This window comes from Microvirga sp. Mcv34, assembly GCF_024519725.1.
Classification (GTDB): Bacteria; Pseudomonadota; Alphaproteobacteria; order Rhizobiales; family Beijerinckiaceae; genus Microvirga.
The window spans coordinates 1-239 of sequence record NZ_JALJRK010000326.1 but is presented as its reverse complement, the minus strand read 5'-3'; the positions used below and the strand labels follow the sequence as shown (position 1 = coordinate 239).

Below are 239 nucleotides of genomic sequence, written 5' to 3'. Positions count from 1 at the left end.
GCCGCTTTCCGCAGGTTGCTTTTGTATTCTCGAAGACCGGCACAGCCGAGGTGGCGGCGGACCCGATGCCGCCGAACGCCTCGGATACCTTCATCATCGTCAAGCCGCAGGAGGAGTGGCCTGATCCCAAGCTCCCGAAGGAGGAACTGATCAAGCAGATGCAGGAAGCTGTCGGCCAGCTCCCGGGCAACAATCTCTCCTTCACCCAGCCGATCCAGATGCGCTTCAACGAGCTTCTG

At 60.7% G+C, this 239-nt stretch carries 1 protein-coding gene; it reads left to right on the top strand.

From position 1 onward, the window contains the following. Nucleotides 1–239, top strand: a 239-nt coding sequence (locus tag OC446_RS31230) for an efflux RND transporter permease subunit (RefSeq protein ID WP_262032642.1), incomplete at both ends; no start/stop codon positions are given.